At 65.7% G+C, this 16,480-nt stretch carries 13 protein-coding genes; 9 read left to right on the top strand and 4 right to left on the bottom strand.

The features are described 5' to 3' along the window. Positions 1 to 141: 141 nt before the first annotated feature. The 6 genes from HWX09_RS31665 to HWX09_RS31640 all read left to right on the top strand — a co-directional run bounded on the left by HWX09_RS31665 (position 142) and on the right by HWX09_RS31640 (position 8,477). Positions 142 to 1,323, top strand: coding sequence for an isovaleryl-CoA dehydrogenase (locus HWX09_RS31665; protein WP_027781435.1), 1,182 nt, complete (start codon positions 142 to 144; stop codon positions 1,321 to 1,323). A gap of 31 nt (positions 1,324 to 1,354) precedes the next feature. Continuing rightward, the gene (locus tag HWX09_RS31660) at positions 1,355 to 2,962 is read left to right on the top strand and encodes a carboxyl transferase domain-containing protein (protein ID WP_027781434.1); all 1,608 of its coding nucleotides are present in this window, start codon (positions 1,355 to 1,357) and stop codon (positions 2,960 to 2,962) included. A 19-nt stretch (positions 2,963 to 2,981) separates the two neighbouring features. After that, entirely contained in the window at positions 2,982 to 3,767 is a 786-nt protein-coding gene (locus HWX09_RS31655) for an enoyl-CoA hydratase/isomerase family protein (protein WP_027781433.1), read from the top strand. 36 nt (positions 3,768 to 3,803) lie between these two features. Further along, positions 3,804 to 5,798, top strand: a complete 1,995-nt coding sequence (locus tag HWX09_RS31650) for an acetyl/propionyl/methylcrotonyl-CoA carboxylase subunit alpha (protein ID WP_027781432.1) — start codon at positions 3,804 to 3,806, stop codon at positions 5,796 to 5,798. A 318-nt stretch (positions 5,799 to 6,116) separates the two neighbouring features. After that, positions 6,117 to 6,320: a hypothetical protein gene (locus HWX09_RS31645; RefSeq protein ID WP_027781431.1), complete on the top strand. Its 204-nt coding sequence runs from the start codon at positions 6,117 to 6,119 to the stop codon at positions 6,318 to 6,320. Between the two features lie 42 nt (positions 6,321 to 6,362). Then, entirely contained in the window at positions 6,363 to 8,477 is a 2,115-nt protein-coding gene (locus HWX09_RS31640; protein WP_027781430.1) for a phospholipase C, phosphocholine-specific, read from the top strand. An 84-nt stretch (positions 8,478 to 8,561) separates the two neighbouring features. Here HWX09_RS31640 and HWX09_RS31635 read toward each other — a convergent pair whose 3' ends face one another. Beyond that, positions 8,562 to 9,881: a hypothetical protein gene (locus HWX09_RS31635; protein ID WP_027781429.1), complete on the bottom strand. Its 1,320-nt coding sequence runs from the start codon at positions 9,879 to 9,881 to the stop codon at positions 8,562 to 8,564. 415 nt (positions 9,882 to 10,296) lie between these two features. Here HWX09_RS31635 and HWX09_RS31630 point away from each other — a divergent pair, with 415 nt between their 5' ends. The 3 genes from HWX09_RS31630 (at position 10,297) to HWX09_RS31620 (ending at position 13,509) form a co-directional block, all read left to right on the top strand. Further along, positions 10,297 to 11,439 (top strand): DUF2827 domain-containing protein, encoded by a 1,143-nt coding sequence (locus HWX09_RS31630; protein ID WP_027781428.1) that lies wholly within the window; start codon positions 10,297 to 10,299, stop codon positions 11,437 to 11,439. Positions 11,440 to 12,219: 780 nt separating this feature from the next. Further along, positions 12,220 to 13,023: an EAL domain-containing protein gene (locus tag HWX09_RS31625; protein ID WP_027781427.1), complete on the top strand. Its 804-nt coding sequence runs from the start codon at positions 12,220 to 12,222 to the stop codon at positions 13,021 to 13,023. Between the two features lie 69 nt (positions 13,024 to 13,092). Next, positions 13,093 to 13,509, top strand: coding sequence for a hypothetical protein (locus HWX09_RS31620; RefSeq protein ID WP_027781426.1), 417 nt, complete (start codon positions 13,093 to 13,095; stop codon positions 13,507 to 13,509). 144 nt (positions 13,510 to 13,653) lie between these two features. Here the strand turns inward: HWX09_RS31620 and HWX09_RS31615 are convergent, their stop codons facing one another. The 3 genes from HWX09_RS31615 to HWX09_RS31605 are packed head-to-tail and all read right to left on the bottom strand — an operon-like array spanning position 13,654 to position 16,472. Next, positions 13,654 to 14,790, bottom strand: coding sequence for a DUF2827 family protein (locus tag HWX09_RS31615; RefSeq protein ID WP_027781425.1), 1,137 nt, complete (start codon positions 14,788 to 14,790; stop codon positions 13,654 to 13,656). 33 nt (positions 14,791 to 14,823) lie between these two features. Then, entirely contained in the window at positions 14,824 to 15,291 is a 468-nt protein-coding gene (locus tag HWX09_RS31610) for a DUF4019 domain-containing protein (RefSeq protein ID WP_027781424.1), read from the bottom strand. A 26-nt stretch (positions 15,292 to 15,317) separates the two neighbouring features. After that, on the bottom strand, positions 15,318 to 16,472 hold the full coding sequence (locus HWX09_RS31605) for a DUF2827 domain-containing protein (RefSeq protein ID WP_027781423.1): 1,155 nt from the start codon (positions 16,470 to 16,472) through the stop codon (positions 15,318 to 15,320). Positions 16,473 to 16,480: the final 8 nt, after the last annotated feature.

The raw sequence follows: 16,480 nt of genomic DNA, 5'->3' as shown, positions 1-16,480 counted from the left end.
AAACTATTGACGCCGAACCCGTGGAGACGCGAAACTGTGCAAAATTTCCGCTTTATGGATCAATGAATGGGCGTAGTCATTCGATTTGAGTAAAGCTCAGAAATCGGTGAGTGCGACACACTTTCTGGAGACGGAGGAGACATGATCAACCTGCCCGGCGTGCAATTCATGCTCGGTGAAGACATCGAGATGCTGCGCGACGCCGTCGCGACGTTTGCGGCGAAGGAAATCACGCCGCGCGCGGCGGAGGTCGACCGCACCGACCAGTTCCCGATGGATCTGTGGAAAAAGTTCGGCGATCTCGGCGTGCTCGGCATGACGGTGGCCGAGGAATACGGCGGCGCGAACATGGGCTATACCGCGCACATGGTCGCGATGGAAGAGATCTCGCGCGCGTCGGCGTCGATCGGCCTGTCGTACGGCGCGCACTCGAACCTGTGCGTGAACCAGATCCACCGCAACGGCACCGATGCGCAAAAGCAGAAGTATCTGCCGAAGCTCGTGTCGGGCGAACACATCGGCGCGCTCGCGATGAGCGAGCCGAACGCAGGCTCCGACGTCGTCAGCATGAAGCTGCGCGCGGACAAGCGCGGCGACCGCTATGTGCTCAACGGCACGAAGATGTGGATCACCAACGGCCCCGATTGCGACACGCTCGTCGTCTACGCGAAGACGGACGTCGAAGCGAATGCGCGCGGCATCACCGCCTTCATCGTCGAGAAGGGGATGAAGGGCTTCTCGGTCGCGCAGAAGCTCGACAAGCTCGGCATGCGCGGGTCGCACACGGGCGAGCTGGTGTTCCAGGACGTCGAAGTGCCGGAAGAGAACATCCTCGGCCAACTGAACGGCGGCGTGAAGGTGCTGATGAGCGGCCTCGACTACGAGCGCGCGGTGTTGTCGGGCGGCCCGACGGGCATCATGGCCGCGTGTCTCGACGCGGTCGTGCCGTATATCCACGACCGCAAGCAGTTCGGCCAGTCGATCGGCGAATTCCAGTTGATCCAGGGCAAGGTCGCCGACATGTACACCACGTTCCAGGCGTGCCGCGCGTACCTGTACGCAGTGGGCCGCCATCTCGACTCGGCGGGCAGCGACCATATCCGCCAGGTGCGCAAGGACTGCGCGGGCGTGATTCTCTACACGGCCGAGAAGGCGACGTGGATGGCCGGCGAGGCGATCCAGATCCTCGGCGGCAACGGCTACATCAACGAATATCCGGTCGGCCGCCTGTGGCGCGATGCGAAGCTGTACGAGATCGGCGCCGGCACGAGCGAGATCCGCCGGATGCTGATCGGCCGCGAGCTGTTCGCGGAAACGATGTAACGCCCCACGTCACGCGAACGGAGCCTTGTCGATGCCGATCATCGAATCGAAACTGAACCCGCGTTCGGAAGACTTCCGCGCGAATGCCGCGGCGCTCGAGGCGGTCGTCGCCGCCCTGCGCGCGAAGATCGAACAGCTCGCGCAGGGCGGCGGCCAGGCCGCGCGCGACAAGCATCTGTCGCGCGGCAAGCTGCTGCCGCGCGATCGCATCGCGCAACTGCTCGATCCGGGCGCGCCGTTCCTCGAGTTCTCGCAGCTCGCGGCGAACGGCATGTACAACGACGACGCGCCGGGCGCGGGCGTCATCACCGGGATCGGCCGTATCGCCGGTCGCGAATGCGTGATCGTGTGCAACGACGCGACGGTCAAGGGCGGCACCTACTATCCGATTACCGTGAAGAAGCACGTGCGCGCGCAGGAAATCGCCGCGGAAAACCGGCTGCCGTGCGTGTACCTCGTCGATTCGGGCGGCGCGAACCTGCCGAACCAGGACGACGTGTTTCCCGATCGCGATCACTTCGGCCGCATCTTCTTCAACCAGGCGACGATGTCGGCAGCGGGGATCGCGCAGATCGCCGTCGTGATGGGCTCGTGCACGGCCGGCGGCGCGTACGTGCCGGCGATGAGCGACGAGTCGATCATCGTGAAGGACCAGGGCACGATTTTCCTCGGCGGGCCGCCGCTCGTGAAGGCCGCGACCGGCGAGGAAGTGAGCGCGGAGGATCTTGGCGGCGGCGACGTGCACACGCGCCTGTCGGGCGTGGCCGACCATCTCGCGCGGAACGATGCGCATGCGCTGTCGATCGCGCGCAACATCGTCGGCCATCTCGCGCCGAAGATCGCGCCGCCGGTCGCGCTGCGCGAGCCGAAGCCGCCGCGCTACGACGCGAAGAGCCTGTACGGCGTGATTCCGGTCGATACGCGCAAGCCGTTCGACGTGCGCGAAGTGATCGCGCGCATCGTCGACGATTCGGCGTTCGATGAATTCAAGGCGCGCTTCGGCACGACGCTCGTCACCGGGTTCGCGCACATCTGGGGCCATCCGGTCGGGATCGTCGCGAACAACGGCATCCTGTTCTCCGAATCGGCCGTGAAGGGCGCGCATTTCATCGAGTTGTGCTGCCAGCGCAAGATTCCGCTCGTGTTCCTGCAGAACATCACCGGCTTCATGGTCGGGCGCAAGTACGAGAACGAAGGCATCGCGCGGCATGGCGCGAAGATGGTGACGGCCGTGTCGAATGCGAAGGTGCCGAAATTCACGGTGATCATCGGCGGCTCGTTCGGCGCCGGCAACTACGGGATGTGCGGCCGCGCGTTCGGCCCGCGCTTCCTGTGGATGTGGCCGAACGCCCGCATCTCGGTGATGGGCGGCGAGCAGGCCGCGTCGGTGCTCGCGACCGTGCGTCGCGACGGTATCGAGGCGAAGGGCGGTTCGTGGTCGGCCGAGGAAGAGGACGCGTTCAAGCAGCCGATCCGCGACCAGTACGAGCGCCAGGGCCATCCGTATTACGCGAGCGCGCGACTGTGGGACGACGGCGTGATCGATCCCGCGCAGACGCGCGACGTGCTCGGGCTCGGTCTTGCCGCGTCGATGAACGCGCCGATCGACGACACGCGCTTCGGCGTGTTCCGCATGTAACGCCCGGGAGGACAGACCGATGCGATACGAAACGATCAAGGTAAGCGAAGCCGGCCGCGTGGCGACCGTCACGCTCGCGCGTTCCGACGTGCGCAATGCGTTCAACGAGACGGCGATCGCCGAGCTGACCACCGCGTTCGAATGGCTCGACGCGCACCGGGACGTGCGCGCGATCGTGCTCGCCGCGGAAGGCGCGGCATTCTGCGCGGGCGCGGACCTGAACTGGATGAAGAAGATGGCCGGTTACTCGGCCGACGAGAACCGCGCCGATGCGCGCAAGCTCGCGCGGATGCTCGAAGCGATTTATCGCTGCGGCAAGCCGGTGATCGCGCGCGTGCATGGCGACGCGTATGCGGGCGGCGTGGGCCTCGTCGCGGCGGCCGATATTGCGATCGCCGCGGACGGCGTGAAGTTCTGCCTGTCGGAAGCGCGGCTCGGGCTGATTCCCGCGACGATCGCACCGTACGTCATCCGTGCGATGGGCGAGCGCGCGGCGCGCCGCTACTTCACGACGGCCGAGGTGTTCGACAGCACGCGTGCCGCGTCGCTCGGCTTCATTCACGATGCGGTGCCGGCCGACGCGCTCGACGAAACGGTCGCGAAGCTGGCCGCGACGCTCGTCGCGAACGGCCCCGACGCAGTGAAGGCATGCAAGCGACTCGTCGCCGACGTGGCCGGCCGCGCACTCGACGCGACGCTGATCGAGCAGACCGCCGACTGGATCGCGAAGACCCGTGCCGGCGCGGAAGCGCGGGAAGGGATCGCGTCCTTCCTCGACAAGCGCACGCCGTCGTGGCGTGAATGATCGCGTGACATCAACCCACCGGACGACATCGAAGCCATGTTCGACAAGATTCTGATCGCCAACCGCGGCGAAATCGCCTGCCGCGTCGCCGCGACGTGCAAACGCCTCGGGATCGCGAGCGTCGCCGTCTATTCCGACGCGGATGCGAACGCGAAACACGTGGCCGCATGCGACGAGGCCGTGCACATCGGCGGCTCGGCCGCGGCAGACAGTTACCTGCGCATCGAGCGCATCATCGAAGCCGCGCGCGCCACCGGCGCGCAGGCGATTCACCCCGGCTACGGATTTCTGTCGGAGAACGAAGATTTCGCGCATGCATGCGAGGCGGCCGGCATCGTGTTCATCGGTCCGCCGGTCGACGCCATCGCGGCGATGGGGTCGAAGGCGGCCGCGAAGGCGCTGATGCACGCGGCCGCCGTGCCGCTCGTGCCCGGCTATCACGGCGACGATCAGGATGCGGCCAACCTGCATCGCGAAGCCGACGCGATCGGCTATCCGGTGCTGCTGAAGGCGAGCGCGGGCGGTGGCGGCAAGGGGATGCGCGTGGTCGAGCGCTCCGACGATTTCCGGGCGGCGCTCGCGTCGTGCCAGCGCGAAGCCGCGAGCAGCTTCGGCAACGATCGCGTGCTGATCGAGAAATATCTGACGCGTCCGCGCCACGTCGAGGTGCAGGTGTTCGGCGACACGCACGGCAATACCGTGTACCTGTTCGACCGCGACTGCTCGGTGCAGCGCCGTCACCAGAAGGTGCTCGAGGAAGCGCCGGCGCCTGGTCTGCACGACGACGTGCGCCAGGCGATGGGCGAAGCGGCGGTCGCGGCCGCGCGCGCGGTCAGCTATGTCGGCGCGGGCACCGTCGAATTCATCATGACGGGCGAAGCGTTCTACTTCATGGAGATGAACACGCGCCTGCAGGTCGAGCATCCGGTCACCGAGATGATCACGGGGCTCGATCTCGTCGAATGGCAACTGCGCGTCGCGGCGGGCGAGCCGCTGCCGCTGAAGCAGGAGGCGTTGCGGGTACAGGGCCATGCGCTCGAGGCACGCCTTTATGCAGAGAATCCCGCGCGCGGCTTCCTGCCGTCGACGGGCACGCTGAAGCACCTGCGGCTGCCTGCCGGCGTCGAGTTCGACATCGGTGCTTCGGTGCGCATCGACAGCGGCGTGCGCGAGGGCGATGCGATCACGCCGTTCTACGATCCCATGATCGCGAAGCTGATCGTCCACGGCGCGGATCGCGCGGAAGCGCTGGGCCTGATGCTGCGTGCGCTGCGCGCGTGCGAAGTGGTCGGCCTGCATACGAACGCCGCGTTCCTGCAGCGGATCGTCGCGTGCGAGCCGTTCGCGACGGCCGATCTCGACACGGGCCTGATCGAGCGCAATCACGATGCGCTGTTCGCGCCGCAACAGCCGCCGCGCGCCACGCTCGCGCTTGCATGCGCGGCGCTGCTTGCGCGCGAACGCGGTGCGGCGCGGCACGCATCGCCGTGGGGCGCGCTGCCGGACTGGCGGCTGAACGGCGGCTATCGCCGCACGCTCGAATGGCACGCGGCCGATCGCGAAGCGGACGTGACGGTCGCATACGAGGACGACGGCGCCGGCACGCGTATCGCAATCGGCGACGCGGCCGCGCAACCGTTCGCGTGGACGCGCGGCGCCACGCCGCTCGATTTCGAGGTGACGCTCGGCGGCGTGCGCGGCAGCGGGCGCGTATATGCGGACGGCGACACGTTCCATGTGTTCACGCAGGGCGCGGCCGAGACGTTCGAATGGCGCAACATGCTCGCGCATGCCGGCGACGCGGAGCAGGGCGGCGGCCGCTTGACCGCGCCGATGCCCGGCAAGGTGATCGCGGTGCTGGTCGAGCCGGGCCAGAAGGTCGAAGCCGGCACGCCGCTGATCGTGATGGAAGCGATGAAGATGGAGCACACGATCGGCGCGCCGCGCGCGGGCATCGTCGCGGAAGTGCTGTACGGCGTCGGCGACCAGGTCGTGGACGGCGCGCAGTTGCTGACGATGACGGAAGGCTGAGCGAGCCTGGCTATCGTACGCGGGCCGGTTGCTGTGGCGGCCGGCTCGCAAGAAAGCGCTTCGTCGTTCGCCGTCGTCGCGACGCGGCTTCGGTATCGAGGACGCACGAAGCAGTACGCTTGAATCACGCAAATCTTTCGAACGACTTACGACTTTCGACGTTTCCGTCACATCCCCGCGTGCCGCGCCCTGCGTGCACCTCGATCTTCCCGCCGCTCGACACCGTCGTGTAACAAGTCGAACATAGCATCTCGGCTTCGATATGACCGGCGCGGCGTTCACGTCCGCGTCACGTCGTCATCCTCACGGAGAACCGTTATGCGAACGTCGGCCCTACGGCCTATCGCGGCCGCCGGTCTGATCGCGCTGACCGCCCTGCTCGGCGCCTGCAACGACGACCTGACCGCACCCGCCGCGCCCGTCGCGCAGCAGAAGGCCGCGTGCGGCGGCGCCGTGGTCGCCACCGCGCAGATGCGCTGCCCGCCGGGTTTCACCGCGCCTGCTTCGTCGCCCGCTTCCTGATATCGGCCGTTTCCACCAGAAAACCCATCAAGAGCAACCAGCATGGCCATCCATTCGCGACGCGATTTTCTGAAGTTCTCGGCCGGCCTCGCCGGCGCGACCGCCGCCACCGCACTGCTTCCGGAATCGATCCGCAAGGCGCTGGCGATCGAGCCGAACACCGTGACGGGCACGATCCAGGATGTGCAGCACATCGTCGTGTTCATGCAGGAGAACCGCTCGTTCGATCACTACCTCGGTCATCTGAGCGGCGTGCGCGGCTACAACGACCGTTTCCCGGTCACGCTGCCGAACGGCAAGCCGGTGTGGTTCCAGCCGCGCCAGGAGGACAAGTCGAGCGTGATCGCACCGTTCCGCTACGACACGACCAATCCGGGCGTCAACGCGCAATGTATCGGCGGCCTGCCGCACACGTGGGCAACGACGCACGGCGCGATCGACAACGGCCGCGCGGACCAATGGGCCGTGCAGAAGTCGAACATGACGATGGGCTATCACGTTCGCGACGACATTCCGTTTCACTACGCGCTCGCGGATGCGTTCACGGTGTGCGACAACTACTTCTGCTCGATCCCGGGCAACACGCACCCGAACCGCATGTACCTGATGACGGGCATGGTCGATCCGCTCGGCACGGGCGGTGGTCCGTTGCTCGACAATACCGACTACATCGACAACCAGTTCGACAAGGTGCAGCTGCCGCCCTTCAACTGGACGACCTACCCGGAACGGCTCGAAAAAGCCGGCATCTCGTGGCAGATCTATCAGCAGGGCACCGGGTTCGACAACTTCACCGGCAACTACGGCACCAACATGCTGGCGTGCTTCAACAACTTTGTGAATGCGCCGGCCGGTTCGTCGCTGCAGACGCGCGGGATGAGCACGCGTCCGATCACGCAGTTGAAGGCCGACGTGCAGGCGAATGCGCTGCCGCAAGTGTCGTGGCTGCTGCCGCCCGCCGCGTATTCCGAGCATCCGAAGTTCACGCCGCTGTATGGCGCGTACTACCTGTCGACGATCCTCGATGCGCTGACGTCCAATCCGGACGTGTGGAGCAAGACGGTCCTGCTGATCATGTACGACGAGAACGACGGCTTCTTCGACCATGTCGTGCCGCCGTCGGCGCCGACGCTGCCGGGCTCCGGCATGAGCACCGTCGACGTGTCGCTCGAGCGGCACAACGTCGTGACCTCGACGCAAGCCGGCACGTATACGGCCGACAACCTGCCGTACGGCCTCGGCCCGCGCGTGCCGATGTTCGTCGTGTCGCCGTGGTCGAAGGGCGGCTTCGTGTGCTCGCAGGTGTTCGATCACACGTCGGTGCTGCAATTCATCGAGAAGCGCTTCGGCGTGACGGAGACCAACATCTCGCCGTGGCGTCGCGCGATCTGCGGCGACCTGACGTCGGCGCTCGACTTCTCGAAATCGGATGCGACGCTGCCGAGCCTGCCGAGCACGCAGGCGTATGTCGCGCAGGCCGACCTGCAATGCTCGCGCGCGTCGTCGCAGACCGCGCCGGCCAGCACCGCGCAGCAGGTCGTGACCGCGCAGGAGCCGGGCACGCGGCCGGCGCGCGCGCTGCCGTACGAATTGCACGTCACCGGCCAGTTGCAGGCGCAAGGCTACGCGCTGACGTTCGCGAATACCGGTACGCAGGGCGCGCACTTCTGGGTCTATACGGGAGACCCCACCGCGATGCCGCGCCGCTATACGGTCGAAGCGGGCAAGCAGCTGACCGATACGTGGGCGCTCGATGCGAACGGCAACTACCTGGTGAGCGTGTGGGGGCCGAACGGCTATTTCCGGCGCTTCGCGGGGTCGGCGGCTGCGGATGCCGCTGCCAAGCCCGAAATCACGCCGTGCTACGACACCGCGAATGGCGATGTGTACGTGACGATCGCCAATGCAGGCACTGGCCCGCTGACGGTCACCGCGACCGATGTCGCATACGGCGGCGCGGCGCGCACGCTGACGGTTCCGGCCGGCCAGCGCATCGAAGCGCACTGGGACCTGTCGTGCAGCAGCCACTGGTACGACCTGCAGTTCGCGGTGGCGGGCAATGCCGGCTGGACGCGCCGCATCGCGGGGCACGTCGAGACCGGCAAGCCGAGCCTGACCGATCCCGCGGCCGTCGCGCCGACGATCGCGGCGATCTGACGACGGCCATCGATGCGACGACGCGCCGGCCGGTCGAATCCGGCCGGCGCGTCGTGTTTGCCAATCGATGACGATGCGGCGCCGTCAGGGCAACAGCCCGTCGTCGTGCGCCATCATCAGCGCACGCATCGCCGACCACATGCCGTAGTAATGCACGATGTAGCTGTCCGCACGGCGAAACAGCCAGGGCGTGTTGAGGCCGACGAGATCGGCCACGCCTTCGGGTTGCAACTGTCCGTTGCGCTCCATCGCGCGAATGAAATGCAACTGGTCGCCATCGCTCGCATAGACGCTCGAGCGGTCGTGCAGCGCGGCGATCGTCGTCATCAGGTCGCGCAACATCGCGTCGTTGCGTTCGGTGCGGCGGAACGCCATCACGCCCGAATTGAACGCCCACTGGCCGAGGTCCTGTGCGAGCAGCCAGTCGCGCCCTTCGAGCAGCGGTTCCAGCGGTTGCTGCCGGTTCGCGATCAGCACGTCGGCATCGAGCCACACGACCCATTCATGGTGCTGCAGGTAGGCGTGCAGCAGCCACGGCTTGAACCAGTTGCCCGTCGCGTTCAGCCCGATCTCGGCGGGAATGTCGCGATGCACGTAGAGCGTGTAGCCGTGCGCGTCGCAGTAGCGCCGGAAATTCCGTTCGGCGATGCGCGCATAGCTGCCGATGTTCGGCGTGTACAGCATCATCAACGCAATCGGGCGGCCGGGATTGTACGTGCTGCGCTCGGCGGCTTCGTCAGGCGCCGCGGCGTCGTGATCGAACGCGAACATCGGTCGTCCGGCGGCGCGGCAACGATTGACGTACGCGACGAGCGCGTCGCGAAAGCGCGGCGTCGCGCCTTTCCGTTCGGGATCGTGCGGCGTGTCGTCGATGCTGATCGCGAACGTCGGTTCGCGGCTCCACATCGGATCGAGGTCGGGGCCGCACGGCATGACCGCGTACAGCCCGTCGATCGGCGTCATGTAGCGATGCGTATCGAGATCCGCGAACAGCGCGGCTTCCGACGTCAGCCTCGGTTCGCTGCCGAGCTTGCAGCGCTGCACGAGCCGCATCGCGATCGCGCGCACGTCCGGTGTATTGCGCCAGATCTGCACGTCGACCTGCGGCAGCGGCGATGCGAACGCGTCGACGAACAGCATGTCGCGTCCGGCCATCAGGCGATCGAGCGCGACGGGTTCGATGATCGCCGCGTCTTCGCTGAGCAGCAGCACGAGTTCGTCGGGTTGCGCGCCGCGCAGCACGTGAAGCAGCGACTCGTAGCGATGCAGCGGCCGCAGCGGCAGCGCTTGCGGCATGCCGGATGCGTCGACGATCTCGTGACGATAGCCATGCGCCTGCGCGTACCGGCGGTGGTTATCGAGGCTTGCGGGCGCGTGCTGGCTGAAATGACTGAGGACGATCATCGCGCGCTCCGAACGCGGGGACGCGCACACACGATCCGCGCGATGTTCTTCGGCTCGGCGCTCCATCCGGATACGCTTGCCTGCGAGCGCCGCCGCGGTGCGTCATGGATGGGCTGGAAGCCTTGCGCGGCATCGTGTTCCATTCTGTGTGCCCTGGTTTTGATCGTGGTGCGGCGAGGTGGCGTGCTGCTTGCTCGAGTGCTCCGGGACAACCGGGCTGCCTGCCGCCGGTCGGCACGAGTATCGCATAACGATCGGGCGGATCGGCACGGCCGAAGTGGGCGCTGACCATCCCTGACAGTGTGCGGCGGGCTGTCTTCGCTAAAATGCCGGGTTGCCGCCGCTTGACGCGGGCGGCGCTCCGCGCGCTACACTGCGCCATGCCATTTCCGTTCAACTTTCCATCCCGCCGACGATGACGTCTCCTGTCCTGACCGGCCTGCGCATCGGTATCACGATCGGATTGCGTGCCCCCGACGAAAGCTTGTGGATCAACGGCATCAAGCAGAACGCGCTGTTCCTCGCGAAGCTGCTGATGGCGTCGCCGCACGGCTACCGCGTGACGCTGGTCAACACGACCGACGTGCCGCTCACCGATGCGCTGCCGTGGGATTGCAACGTCTATGACACGCGCGCGTTCGCGGACACGAAGGACGCGCTCGACGTGGTGATCGAACTGGGCGGGCAGATCGACGGCGAGCAGACGGCCTACCTGAAAGCGCGCGGCGTGAAGCTGGTCAGCTATTGCTGCGGCGTCGAGTACATCAACGCGATGGAGTCGATGCTGTTCGGCCGTCGGCTGTGGGATTCGCTGTTCATCAACCGCGGCTACGACGAGGTATGGGCGATTCCGCAGATCGCGCCGTCGTCGCTGCCGTTCCTGCAGTCGCTGCGCCGCTGCCCGGGGCGCGTCGTGCCGTTCGTGTGGGATCCCATGTTCCTGACCGAACGCGCGCAGTCGCTGCCCGAGCGCGGTGAATACCGGCCGCGCAGCGAGCCCGGCAAGCGGCTCACGGTGATGGAGCCGAACCACAACGTCGTGAAGTTCTGCGTGTATCCGATGCTGATCATCGACGAAGCGTATCGTCGCGACCCCGACGCGATCTGCTTCGCGCACGTGACGAACGCCGATCGCCTCGCGCACGACAGCCCCGAGTTCGTGATGCTGATGAACTACCTGGAGATCGTGCGCGCGGGCAAGGCGAGCTTCGTCGGGCGCTTCGATACGCCGCTGTTCCTGGCCGACCTGACCGATATCGTCGTGTCGCACCAATGGTCGAACCCGCTGAACTATTTCTATTTCGACGTGTGCTGGCAGGGTTATCCGCTCGTGCACAACGCGAGTCTCGCGCCCGATCTCGGCTACTACTATCCGGACAACGACGTGCAGCAGGGCGCCGATGCGCTGCTTCGCGCGCTGCATACGCACGACGACGAGTGGCAAGCGTATACGCGGCGCCAGCGCGAGATCCTCGGACGTTACACGTCGGCGAATCCGGCGCTCGTCGCCGAGTACGACGCGCTGCTCGCGAACCTGATCGGCGCGCCGGCCGCCTGAGACCGAGTTTCCGCGGCGCACGGTCGTTGCGCCGCCCCCGCCGTCGGGTTTGTCCCGCCCTAATGTCTGACGAAATAATGCCGTTAAAAAAAGAAACCGCCGAACCGGATGGGTTCGACGGTTTTCGAAGGCACGAAATTGACGGCTCCGAGGGAAGTCCGTCGAAAACAAGTTTATAGGTTAACAAGTCAGAAAGATTGTTAAATATGTTTCAATCGATAATCTTCATATAATTGAAGTTGGTATTATTGATTCAACGGGGATTGATTCCGTTTCGAAATTTAATAATATCGTTTGAAACGTGAAAATTGAATGCTGCGGTGATCGAATGACGCGCGGCGGCAGGTTGTGCGTGGGAAGCGGCATGTGCGGAGATCGAAGTTTCGACCGACATATCGAGCATGGGCGGCACTTTGCGGCACGCTATTTATCTGAGCAATTGGCGTTGTCCCGATTCGCGCGTCGAGCAAATCCGGGAAAATACAATCCGGATAAAACCGTTTAGATAAAAAAGATAAACGAGCCGAATTTTGGGTTCTGGTAATTCTCGTTGTGTAACCTGTCGCACTGTCGGGATCGTGCACGCATGGTGTATTTCGAGTAACCGTATATCGTAAAAATATCGAATTTGACGGCGCCGAAGCGAACAGTACGCTCCCCGGAAAAAATCGACATACAGGATGGGCCGGGTGGGCGGCGGAGCGCGTCGAGGTTGGCTCGTTCCGCCTATGTGTTGAGGTTGAGCCGTGATCGGCGGCTCGCCATTAGCCGGAGCGCCGGATGAATGCGGTCGAAGCTCGCCAGGAGGCGAATCGGAAAGCGAATCGCGACGAAATTGATCTCGTGTTCGGAGCACCCGACGATCATCCCGACCTTGCGTCGGTACGCAGTTTCGTCGAAAGCCGGCTCGGATTCGCGCACGAGCCCGTGTGCCGCGCCGACCTGTCGGGCGGCGTGCTGTACGAGGAATGCCTGGCGCGGCTGCGGTGGGGCGAGCGCGATGCGCTGCCGCCGCTCGCCTTCCTGCCGCGCCTCGAAGCGCTCGGGTTGATGCGCTGGTTCGACCGGCTGGTGGTCGGCCGCACGATCGATGCGCTGCGCGCCGATCCGGGCGCCGTGTACGGCTGCAACGTCGCGGCGGCGAGTGCGGTCGTGGACGACGCGTGGCTGGCGATTTTCAGGCGGCTCGAGCGCGAGCCGTCGGTGGCGGCGCGGCTGCTGGTCGAGATCACGGAGACGGGGCCGCTGAACCCGGTCGCCGGCCGGTCGTTCGTGTATCGCTTCCGGCGGGCCGGGTGCCGGATCGCGATCGACGATTTCGGCGTCGGTTTCAGTGCATTGAACAATCTGGTGGTCGGCAATCCCGACATCGTGAAGCTCGACCGCTCGATCCTGTCGCTGATCAAACGCAACGCGATCGGGCGCTACCAGTTCCGCCGGCTGATCGCGTTTGCGCATGAAAGTGCGCGGCACGTCGTCGTCGAAGGCGTGGAAAGCGAGACCGACCGACAGATCATCATGGATGCCGGCGTCACGTGGGCGCAGGGCATCCGGTTTTCATGGCGATCGCCGGCCGCCGCTTGATCGCGGGAACGGGCAGGGCGGCGCGCGGGTGTGCGTCGGGAGCGGGACGCATCGCAAAGGGGCGTGGGCATGGCGGGAACGAAAGCCGGAGGCGAAACGGGCACGCAGGCGGCCGATGCGCGCGACCTGGTCGCGATCGCCGAACTGATCGACATGCTGGGGCAACTCGGCGCCGAATCGAGCGATGTGCCGATCGATCTCGCGTCCTATCTGGACGGCCTCACGATCGTCGCGCGCCGCATTCAGCGGATGAGCCCGCTCGACGCGGGCGGCCGCGAACTGGCGGCCCGGCACTATTACGCGGGCGTCATCGCCGGCGCGTGCGGCGACGAATCGGCGATCGCGCGCGGCGTATCCGACAGCCTCGTCAGGCAATCGGGCGGTGCAGACCGATCGGCAGCCCGTTGTTTCGCGGTGCTCGCGCGCATGGGGCGGCGGCATGGCCGCGCGTTCGCCGCGCAATGCGGCGATCGGGTACTGGCGTAACGCAACCGGCGCGCGTGCGGGCCGTGTGCCGCGGCCCGGATCAGCGCGGGGGCCCGCCACGCGCCGTGTCGGTCATGACCAACGGGTGGCGGATCGGATCGAGCACGACGAAATGGCGGAACGCACGGGCGCGTGCGAAGAACATCAGCCGAGCGGGCGGCCGGCGAACAGGTGCTGGATCTGCGTGGAATAGGCGCGGACGTTGTGCTCGGCGAGGGTGTCGACCTGATGCAGGCAGCGGCGGGCGGCGGCCGCGTAGTCGTCCAGCCGTGCGTCGTGCGTCTGCGCGGCGGTCGCGATCGCGGCCGCTGCATCGAAGATCTCGAAGTCCGGATAGTAGTAGCCGACGTCGCGCAGGAACGGCGAGTTGTGCACGAGCGGGTAGTTGCCGTACAGCGCGTCGTACAGCAGGTAGTTCAGGCCGTTTTCCCAGTGGTGCGACACGACGATGTCGGTGTGATGCGCGGCCCATGCGACGAACGGCGCGCGCACGTCGGCGGTGGCCTTGCCGTCGCGCACCATTTCGAGCCCGAGCGCGAGATGCTTGAAGGCGACGTTTTCCTTCTTGTCGAACGTGTTGGTCATGTACACGTGCTCGACCAGCTCAGGATGTTCGACGTAGCACGCATTCGCGGCGAGCATCGGCACGATCGCGCTCTTCACGACGTTCAGGTTCGGCTCGAAGAACGCGATGCGCTTGGCCGGGCCATGATTGCGATAGCCGAAGCGCGCCTTCAGTTCAGGGTCGGCGTCGAGGCTGCGTTCGATGAAATACGGCGACCAGATATGCGGCAGCTCGATCACCGGCGCGCGGTACACGGCCCGGAAATACGCGGCGCACGTATGCATGTGCTGCGGATTGGTCCAGATCTCGTCGAACTGCACGCGGTGCGGGTTCGGACGCCAGTCGTTCTTCTCGAAGTTGATCGTCTCGACTGCGATCACGTAGTCGTTGCCGAAGCGGTACGACACGCACTTGCCGCCGCGCTGGCGCACGACGTCCGTGTGCGACGGGTCGACGAACGCATTCATCTCGATCAGCAGGTCGGTCTGGTGAACGACGGCCGACAGCGGCCGCAGCGCGTCGCCGAACGCGTCCATCATCAGCGCCTGCGGATACTCGGTGACGCCGTCGTCGTGCGCGAGCCAGACCTCGCCGATCAACGGCGATTGCTTCAGCAGCATGTACAGGTACACGCAGTGCTGGTTCGCGCCGTTGTACCAGATCGACTGCGTCGCGTCGCGCTGCACGTTCATCGTTATCGCGACATTGAGTTTCATCGGATCGGCTCCGTGAGCGGGCGCGGGCGCCGCTTATTGCGTGAAGTTTTGCGACCGGCGCGGCACATAGCCCGTCAGGTGCCAGCGGCCGTCGTCATCGAGGCGAAAGCTCAGCTTTTCGTAAACGGTCGCACCGCTCGCGAGCGTCGTCGTGTAGTCGACGTTCGCATACAGGCCGTCTGGCATCGACGATGCGTTGCTGTAGCGGATCCGCGTGATCTGTGCCCAGCCGCGATGGCTGACCGTGCCGACCGACTGGCGTGCCTGCTGCATCTGCGCCGCGAACTGATCCTGCTTGATGCGCGTCTTCACGAACGGTGCGGCGTCGGTCCATACCGCGCCGTACTGGCCGGCGTCGAGCTGCTTGAACACCGCATCGGAGTCGCGGAGCAGCGTGTCGGCCGATTCGCCGGCGGATTGCGCGTGCGCGCCGATCGCGATCGATGCGGCGGCGCAGCCGATCAGCCATTTTGCGCGAGTGAGGGGCGTGCGTGCGGTCATCGTCTGGGTCCGGAAAGGGCGGCGCGTCACGCGTCGCGATAGAGGGCGGCGATCGCGTCCGTATAGGCCGCGACGTTCTCGGGATTGTAGATGCTGACCGAGTCGAGCACGTGCTTCGATTGCTCGCGGTATGCGTCGAAGTTCGCGTCGTGTTCGGCGAACGCCTGCAACAGCGCGCGGCCGCCCGCCTGGCAGTCGAAGTCCGGATAGAAATACCCGGCCTTGCCGAGGAACGGCGAGTTGTGGATCAGCGGATAGTCGCCGTACAGCAGCTCGTAGTACAGGTAGTTCTGCGCGTTTTCCCACGTATGCGACACCACCGCATCGCCGTACGCGGCCATGAATTCGTACACCGCATAGCGGCTTTCGAACGTCGTGATGCCGTGCTCGACGATATCGAGACTCTTCGCGAAGTGGATGAACGTCGTGTGATCCTTCAGGTGAATCGTGTTGCACACGCGCACGAATTCGAGGAATGCCGGGTTCGCGCGGTAAGCCTCCTCCGTGATCAGCATCGGAATGACGCTGGTCTTCACCATGCAGATGTTCGGCTCGAACATCGTCACGCGCCAGCGCGGCTTGCCGGGCTGATAGCCGAACGTCAGACCGGCGCCGAGCGTCGCGCGCGCCTTGTCGAACAGCATCGGGTGCCAGATGTGCGGGACGATCGTGACCGGCGCGCGCAGGCCCGTCTGGTAGTAGTGCAGGCACGAGCGCTCGAACTCGGGAATCGTCCACACCGCGTCGTACGGCGCGCCCGAGAACAGGAAACCCGACGGCTTGTCGAACATCGCGCGTTCGATATCGATCACGTAGTCGTTGCCGACCCGCATCGTGACGACCTTGCCGCCGCGCTCGCGAAACGCGCGCAGGTAGTCCGCGCCGAACTGCGCGCTCATTTCGATCAGCACGTCGCAGCGCTCGAGCGCTTCGTCCATCGACAGCAGCGGCACGTTCCACTCGCCGAGCATCATCTGAGGATCGGCGACGTGTTCGCCGCCGTTCACCATCACGGCTTCGGCGACGAGCGGCGACTGGCGCAGCAACAGAATGAGCAGCAGGCAGTTCTGGAAAATGCCGTTTTCCCACAGCGACTGGCCGGCGCCGCGCACGAACAGCGACACGCCGACGACGAGACGCTTGCCCTCGCCGGGCGCTTGACGGGCATTGGAGTCCGACATGCGTATTC

The sequence above is a fragment of the Burkholderia sp. BCC1208 genome (genome assembly GCF_902833095.1).
In the GTDB taxonomy this organism is placed as follows: domain Bacteria; phylum Pseudomonadota; class Gammaproteobacteria; order Burkholderiales; family Burkholderiaceae; genus Burkholderia.
Note: the sequence above shows the minus strand (reverse complement) of the source record. Positions and strands in the feature narration are given on the sequence as shown.